This window comes from Allobosea sp. P1_A7 (assembly GCF_056406775.1).
In genome coordinates this window covers 1-1309 of sequence record NZ_JBFTZN010000570.1, presented here as the reverse complement: position 1 = coordinate 1309, position 1309 = coordinate 1, and the positions used below count along the sequence as shown (strand labels likewise).

The 1309-nt window shown below is 67.1% G+C and carries 2 protein-coding genes; both read left to right on the top strand.

The genetic code is table 11. The features are described 5' to 3' along the window. Positions 1-812, top strand: an 812-nt coding sequence (locus AC1D34_RS37660) for an ABC transporter ATP-binding protein (protein WP_476827039.1), incomplete at its 5' end; no start/stop codon positions are given. Positions 813-907: 95 nt separating this feature from the next. After that, the coding region (locus AC1D34_RS37655) for a twin-arginine translocation signal domain-containing protein (RefSeq protein WP_476827038.1) at positions 908-1309 on the top strand (402 nt) is incomplete at its 3' end.

Sequence of the window (1309 nt, the reverse complement as noted above, 5' to 3'; positions counted from 1 at the left end):
GCTACGCATTGTTCCCCCATCTGACCGTCGCCGAGAACGTCGCCTTCAGCCTCGAGATGCGCAAGGTCCCTCCCGCCGACCGCGCCCCGCGCGTCGCGGAGGCGCTCCGTCTCGTGCAGCTTTCAGGCTTCGACGAGCGTTACCCGCGCCAGCTCTCGGGGGGGCAGCAGCAGCGCGTGGCGCTCGCCCGCGCGCTTGCGATGCAACCCGACGTGCTGCTGCTCGACGAGCCTCTCTCCAATCTCGACGCGAAACTCCGGCAGGAGGTCCGGGTCGAGATCCGCGACCTGCAGCGCAAGCTCGGCCTCACCACGATCATGGTCACTCACGACCAGGAGGAGGCGCTCACCATGGCTGACCGGCTGGTGGTGATGGAGAAGGGCAAGGTCCGGCAGATCGGCAACCAGCGCGAACTCTACGAGAAGCCGGCGGACCGCTTCGTCGCGGGCTTCATTGGCCGCAGCGCCTTCCTCGACGGGGAAACCACAACGCCTGGCCGCTTCCGCAGCCTCGGCGGGCTCGACATCACTGTCGGCGCGGCGAGTGGCACGGGAGCGGCGACACTCGCGCTTCGACCAGAGCGCATCTCGGTGGCAGCCGAGGCCGGAGCGTGCGTCAATCGCTTCGAGGCCCGTGTCGAGCACGTCTCCTATCTCGGCGCGCTGCTCGATATCGATGTCCGTCTCTCCGAGCACGACCGGATGCTGCTGCAGCTCCCGAACCGCCAAGGCAGCATCGAGCCGAAGCCGGGCGACACTATCACGATAGGCTGGGCCGAAGACGCCGGGCTCGTCTATCCGCGCGAGCCGTAAGGCCATGATCGGGAAAGGCGCATTGCGGCTCTCCGTCCGAACATGGCTCGATCACGGTCTCTAGCTCGACAGGCGTCCAACAGGGGAGAACTCATATGAACTCGATGAACAGGCGCCATGTCCTGCAAGGTCTCGCGGCGGGAGCAAGCGCCGCTGCGCTGGGCGGTCCGGCCTTGGCCCAGTCAGGCGGCAAGGTCGTGGTCGGAACCTGGGGCGGCGACTATGCCCGCCTCCTCACCAAGAACATCGAGGACCCGATCCTCAAGCCCAAGGGCATCGAGGTCCTGCAGGACCAGGCCGGCGACGCCCCACGCCGCGCCAAGATGGTCGCCGAGCGTCGCCTGCCGCGCGGCACGGTCGACATCCACGGGCTCTCGGCCGCGAACATGTACGAGATGAACGAGGCCGGCGTCGTGGAGCAGCTCGACTTCTCCAAGATCCCGAACGCCAAGAACCTGCTGCCGACGATGAAGTACCCCTATGGCATCGGGCACATC